Annotated in this window: 6 protein-coding genes; all 6 read right to left on the bottom strand. The window is 58.6% G+C overall.

The window, feature by feature from the left end; all coding sequences use genetic code 11:
- Positions 1-94: 94 nt before the first annotated feature.
- Positions 95-379: a hypothetical protein gene (locus I8N66_RS35520; RefSeq protein WP_291164666.1), complete on the bottom strand. Its 285-nt coding sequence runs from the start codon at positions 377-379 to the stop codon at positions 95-97.
- A gap of 320 nt (positions 380-699) precedes the next feature.
- The gene (locus I8N66_RS35515) at positions 700-1,122 is read right to left on the bottom strand and encodes a hypothetical protein (protein WP_291164663.1); all 423 of its coding nucleotides are present in this window, start codon (positions 1,120-1,122) and stop codon (positions 700-702) included.
- A 54-nt stretch (positions 1,123-1,176) separates the two neighbouring features.
- On the bottom strand, positions 1,177-2,166 hold the full coding sequence (locus I8N66_RS35510; protein ID WP_291164660.1) for a hypothetical protein: 990 nt from the start codon (positions 2,164-2,166) through the stop codon (positions 1,177-1,179).
- Positions 2,166-2,621 carry a protein psiB gene (locus I8N66_RS35505; protein ID WP_291164657.1) on the bottom strand — a complete coding sequence of 152 codons (456 nt, stop codon included), beginning with the start codon at positions 2,619-2,621 and terminating at the stop codon, positions 2,166-2,168. Before I8N66_RS35505 ends, I8N66_RS35510 begins: the two co-directional genes overlap by 1 nt.
- Positions 2,622-3,309: 688 nt before the next feature.
- The gene (locus I8N66_RS35500) at positions 3,310-4,329 is read right to left on the bottom strand and encodes a dienelactone hydrolase-related enzyme (RefSeq protein ID WP_291164654.1); all 1,020 of its coding nucleotides are present in this window, start codon (positions 4,327-4,329) and stop codon (positions 3,310-3,312) included.
- On the bottom strand, positions 4,319-5,891 hold a 1,573-nt coding region (locus I8N66_RS35495), incomplete at its 5' end, for a hypothetical protein (RefSeq protein WP_291164651.1). The genes I8N66_RS35500 and I8N66_RS35495, both read right to left, overlap by 11 nt.

Raw genomic sequence — 5,891 nt, 5'->3', positions numbered from 1 at the left:
GGGGAGGGGAGCACGAGGGGAGGGGCATCCGGGGCTCCCCTCGTTCCGGTCCTCGCCCGCTCGATGCAGGCTTGGATCGGCCGGGGGAGGGGTCTCACCGCACCATGCCCAGTCGCTCGCCAAGGCTCGGGGGATGCGGCGGTCCGGATTCCTTGATCATTGCCAGCATCATTTCCCGCGTCAGGCCGCGAACCTCGTAGCCTAGTGTCCGCGCGGCCTCGACGATCGATTCCAGGGTTGAGTATTCCTCAAGGAACGCGCCCAACCATAAGACGCATTCGTCGGTCTCCGGGTCGGGAAAGGCTTGTAGAAAGAAGGTCCTCAGGGGCCGGTCATAGCCAATCATGGCCTCAGGATCGGCGTTGATCGCGGACTTCACTTCAACGGTTTAGCGGCTCAATGTCGGTTCCTCTCGTGGCTTGTTCGATGGCCGCGCCACGTGTGGCGCGGCCTCTTTCTATTTGAAAAGCGGCATTGTCCGCTTGTTCGTTAGGGCGGCCCGCTCCGCCGCAAAGGTGTAGCCGTCCCAATCCCTCCAAGCCTCCCAACCTCTCGGCGTGGCGCGTCCATACCAGACGCGCACTTGCACTCTATCGGCAGCCAACTCCTTCACAATGGAAACCGTATGGCTTCCGCCCAAGCCAGAAGGGGTGTCGAAAACCTCGACGCTGCGGCGCTCGTGTCGCATTGTGCGGCCTCCTACAGCTGGAAATGAAGCACAAGCGCCTGATTGGCGCGGTGGCAAGCAAGGGCGTAGGCAACCATCTGCGCGATTAAATCCGCGTCGGTCGCGCCCGCTCTCTTGGCTCTGTCGGCGATGTCCACTGCGAGTTCACTATCGTCCTCGCCGACATGTTTGTTGCCGACAATCCAAGAAATCTGTCCGGTCGGCACTTCGGACCGGAGTTTCCCGGGAAGGGCGGAAATCCGCCCCTTGCGTGTGCTTGCTGTGGTTCCAGCCTGCTCTGCTTCCGTCGCGGTCGGGAAATAGGCCAAAACCAACTTCCGCCGCTGCGCATCGGCAGCGCTGATGAATGCCTGCCCACCGTCGCCGGTGTTATAGAGCGCCCAATCGGCGGCAGTTCCGCCGAAATAGGGGTCGCCAGCGCCGTGGAACTCCATTGCGAAGTAGATTGTGTGGGTCATCTGAACGTCTTTCTCAAAACGGGGGGGTGATCAGGCGGCGCTGATCGTTTTCAGCACCTGCTGCGCTGCGTAGCGTCCGGCCTCGTTAAGGTGCCGCTGCCACGCGCCTTGCGATGGCGACCAGCGAAAGCCGTTGGCTTTCAAGATGCGTCGTGTCGTATCGTCGGGCTTGTCGGGAAAGATCAGTTGGATACGCGCAATGTCGGCGTTCTCCTTAATCTCGACGGCGCCTTCGCTCGTCTCAATCTCTTGGCTCCGGGTGCCGCGTTCCTTCATTCTTGCAAGGACTGAAAGGCGCTGCTGTAGGCGGCGAAGCTCGGCGCGGCTGTTGGTCGTGCTGAATCCACGTCGTGACTGCCAGGGCGCCAGTTTGATGCCTCGGGCTGCTGCTTCCTCGGTGAGGCCTGTGTTGGCCACGACGGCCGCAACCATATCCTCTTCCGTGGCAAGGTCCTTTTCCATGCGCCGGATGACGACGTTCGCTGCCTTCATCTGATCGATCGCAAGCGCTGTCGCCTCGATGCGCGTCATGATCTTTTGCAATGCAGCCGGATCGCCGGAACGGATCGGTTCATCTTCTGCGCCATGCGGGGACGCTTTCCGCCGCACCGCCTTCCGGGCGATTGCCTCGTGCGTCTTAAGATCGGCTCGACGGGCGTCGGAAATCCGCATGCGCTTTTCGTTGCGGGCAACCGGGAAGCGGGCGGGACCGGTGATAAACCAGTTCATGCAACGGCCTTCCGCCGCCCAATAGCGCCGCGTCAACTCGACATGGCGACGAGCGAAGGTTTCGATTTCCGGTTCCGGGATCGGGGCGAAAGCTTCGTTCCAAAGCTCGACAACGTGAACGGCGAACTGGTTCAGCCGCTCGGCCAGGTCCGCTAGCTCTGACTTCGCGCGCCGGTCGGGAAAGTGGGTGAGGGCATGAAACTGCGGCTCGATGTCCTCCGCCGCTATGGTTGCGGCGAAGGTCCCTGCGACAATGGCGAGGATGTTGTTTTCCAAGGTTGCGATTTTCATCACGCCTCTCCCTCGACGAGGGTAGGGGCACGGCGCTCGATGCGGGATTGCAGCCCCGCCAACGCGCCGGCAATGATGATGCCTCCGGGGGAAATCTCGTCGGTCTTTGCGAAAACCGGGTCAAGGACTGGTCGGCAGCATTTGAAATGCTTCGCTGCGTCCTCAAGACTGACAAGCGGCGACGTGTAGGGGGAGCTACCGTCCCCGCCGACAAGAACGATCTTGCCCGCGATCGGCTGGGGAAAGCCCTCAAAGATGGTGAAGGCGGTCAGGCCTTCCTTCAGCCCTTCCTCATCGACAAGTAGCGTGTGGCGCTCGTCGAAACGCACGACTTCGAGAAGGCGGCATCCAATCAGGTCGTAAACCGGCCGGATACCCGTCGAGACCGGAAGCCCGACCGGCTTAAAAATCGTTGTCTCCGGATCCAGCACATAGGCGGTGTTTGCGCGTAACATTTTCTAGCCCTTTCCATTCCGCGAAGCGGTCCAGCGTCTGCCCGAGGGGCAGGAGCCCCGCTCCTGCTTCCGAGTTCGCGCGGAGCAGCGGGAGTGAGGGAGGCAAGGGAACAAAACGGAGGGGGTTCGCCCGCCCGAGGCTTAAAGCCGAAGGGGCGACGCATGATCCGTACATGCGGCTCCGCGTCGATCCTGCACGAAGCGAGCGCTGAGCGAGCGGAGGAAGGACGGGGAGACCGTTTTTTCCCTTGTGAGGGAGAGAGGGCGGCGCCTTCTTTCCCTCCATCAAGAAAGCATGCCGGCCGCCTAACGGTCGCCATTTCAGATACAGAAAGGGCCGTCCTGCCTCGTGAACAGGACGACCCCTTGGCGCATGACAAGAAGGGCTAGCGACTTGCCATCACCAACTCATGATTGACTTTGCCGGCGCACAATATGCTGGTTTCAACGAGCGTGTAAACCGGCGCTCAGAGGCAATTTGATGCACGTACGCGAGGCGCACGTAGCGCAACCGATCGTTACCCGTAGAGGCAAAGACCGCTTTCAGCGGGCTTCGTGCCAAAGGCATAGAGCGGGCCCGCGTCAGCGATGCGCCAAATCGATGCGAAACCGGGCGGCGTAATACCGACCATAAGCCCAGGCGGAAAGGCTCCAGTAGAGGAAAACTTTCGTTCGTCGCCACGCATACTCAGCGGGCCGATTTGGCAATAGCCGATAGAAACCGCTTCAAGCTCAAACCGGCCAACAAAATGTAGGGCGGCCTAGCGAGCGAATAGTGACCACAGTTTAGATGCAGGATATTTGGCCTGGCTCCGGCGACCTTCAGCCCGTGCATGAACCTCTCCGATAGCTCTGGCAACACCACCTTGTCCCTCTTCGCCAGCACCACGTGAAGATCGAGATCAGGACGCGCCAAACGATGCGCGTAGTTCTCCATGTTAAGTGGAGCCCAGGCCCTTCTTAGATCCGTCAGCCCGATCTGAGGCTCAAGGCTCTCGCGTATCGCTCGCGTTGCGCGCCCCGTCCAAACCATATCCGCGAGACTTCCCGCCGTCAGAAACAATGAGGCCTTCGACACAGCCGGATCGTGAGCCGCAATGAGCCCCGCAACCCAGGAGCCTAGGCTCATACCGAGAACGGAAATCTCTCGATAGCCTTCGCTCCTCAGCCAGCGTAGGAGTTTTCGCCCGTCCCATACTGCCTGCCGTACAGATTGGATCGTTCGGCCGAGATTCGCGCTGAGCATGTAATCGGCGTGCGAGGAGCCCGGACGTTGGCGTTCGAAATGATAAGGCATTGCAATCTCAACAACCGTGATGCCACGCCGTGAGAAAAATTTGGCGATCTGACGATTTCGCGAGGTTGCATTCCAATGGTGGAAAACCACAAGAACCTGGTCGAGCGACCCGCTTTCTGTGATCTTCGCCCAGACGACGTTGTTTTCGTCAATGTCAGTAGAAATGCCCGATGGAAATCTGAGCCACCCATCTTGCTTCTGAAAACCTTGATCGCTCTCACTCGGCTCATCGAAGAAGGCCGGATCAGCGGCGGCCTGGTCCGCATGACGACAAAACTCCTCGAGAGTTGCAACCTCCTTCGCCTCTGGAAATGCGCGTGCGGGGTCCAGGACGAAATTGGTTGTTGTCTTTTCCTCCTCACCACGCCGCGCCCGCTGCTCATCCCATCGATCAAGCCAATTATGATACACGCTGATGATTTCCTAACTCTGTCGCTCGCCATTGCCCAAACCCTGGATCAAACAGGCCGTACACGGCAAGGAGCACGCCGACGCCCAAAAGGATCGAAAAGCCCGCAAACGCGCCGATCAGCAAGTAGCCGGCAACGAGCAGGCCTACAACAGTCGTCATCTTCCACAAAAGCGCAGGAAGCCGACCCCCAACGCGTAAACGGATCGAACCAAACAGAAAGACAACGCAGGTCGAAATAACGATCAGAAGACTACTGAAGTGCGTCGGCATCCTATAGCCGGCCCCGTCGCTTACATTATCGCGACCATGAAGAGCTGAAGACATATCGCTGACCAACCAAGCTGCGACATTCTCGCCGCTTGATGTCAGGTACGAGCTCTGGACCTTCATGCATATGGCGATCAGAACGCCCAACACCGTGCAGCGAAAAATCCCGCGCATTACCCTAAGACCGACTTCATCGATCTCGTGCCGATAGTCGGCATCAAGCCGATGCTTCGTCACCTCGCCAACCCTCCAGAGATCATAGACCACCGTATAAAGCAAAATGAGACCGACGAAGAAAACATAAAAACAAAGGGACATGTATAAATAAGCAATCCCTGTGAACAGGATCGCTTCTGGCACCGATATAATCTCTGGGCGCACAAGTGCTAACTTGCCCCAATCCATTGCATAGTTGTCACCGCCGTTCAACAACGGGATCAGGCACACTTCGATCCATTGAAAAAGACCTGCGAATAGCAGGCAAATCAAAAAGACCGCCCAATACGTGTAGGAAGAAGCTTCGACATTGCGCTCCCAAGCCTCGTCGCTTTGCATCCGGTCTGCCTGCGCAGCTAGCTTTAAGCGCGCCTCATTTTTCCAGAAACCCAGCAGTTCTATGACGAACACGCAAAACAACGGGAGCAGCACCATGAAGACGAAAGTCCAATTCGGCGCCCAAAGAAACCCAACCTGTTTAACAACGCCATCCGGCCGGCCGTAACTAGCGTTGTGGATTCCGGTGACATACGACAAAAACCCGAGGGCAGTGGCACCTGCAAACACCGACGCCGGCAGATTCAAGGGCGATCCGCTACTGAAGAGCGCCTCCGACCTCGTCGCCAGACCGAAACGCCGTCTCGGCTTTTCGGCGAAAGTGTCCCTTGCCGATTCTGGCGGAGACTTCGTCTCATCGTCGACGATCGTGGTCGGCGTCGGATCTGGGGTCCCAACGCTGCTCCCGGCCTGCTTCAAGTCTCGTCGCTTGGCGGCTAACCGAGATTGCGCCGCACTGAGCTCCATCTGCCATTCGCTGGTTGCCAACGGATCATCGCACCCGAAAACCCTTGCGAGCCACCGAATGTTGGCAGTGCTAATTCCCTTCTCATTCTCTTGAAACCAAAGCTGCACTGTTCGCAAATCGACCCCGATCCGGTTCGAATCGATCTGTGAAATCGCCTCCGCAAGCAGTTCAGGCGTCCATGGGCCTGCGGGAAACCCATCACTGCCCAATGGCCGACCCGCTCCAGCCGCAGCCAATTGTTTGAACAGCTCCTTGAAATCACTCCCGTCTTTC

The organism is Ensifer sp. SSB1, assembly GCF_016652895.1.
Taxonomy (GTDB): Bacteria; Pseudomonadota; Alphaproteobacteria; order Rhizobiales; family Rhizobiaceae; genus Ensifer.
The sequence above is the reverse complement of the archived record's forward strand: the minus strand, read 5'-3'. Positions and strand labels throughout refer to the sequence as shown.

What these genes read in the sequence shown, in the direction of transcription:
- I8N66_RS35510 (WP_291164660.1), bottom strand. Translation starts at nt 2,166, where the DNA reads ATGAAAATCGCAACCTTGGAAAACAACATCCTCGCCATTGTCGCAGGG.
- I8N66_RS35515 (WP_291164663.1), bottom strand. Translation starts at nt 1,122, where the DNA reads ATGGAGTTCCACGGCGCTGGCGACCCCTATTTCGGCGGAACTGCCGCC.
- I8N66_RS35505 (WP_291164657.1), bottom strand. Translation starts at nt 2,621, where the DNA reads ATGTTACGCGCAAACACCGCCTATGTGCTGGATCCGGAGACAACGATT.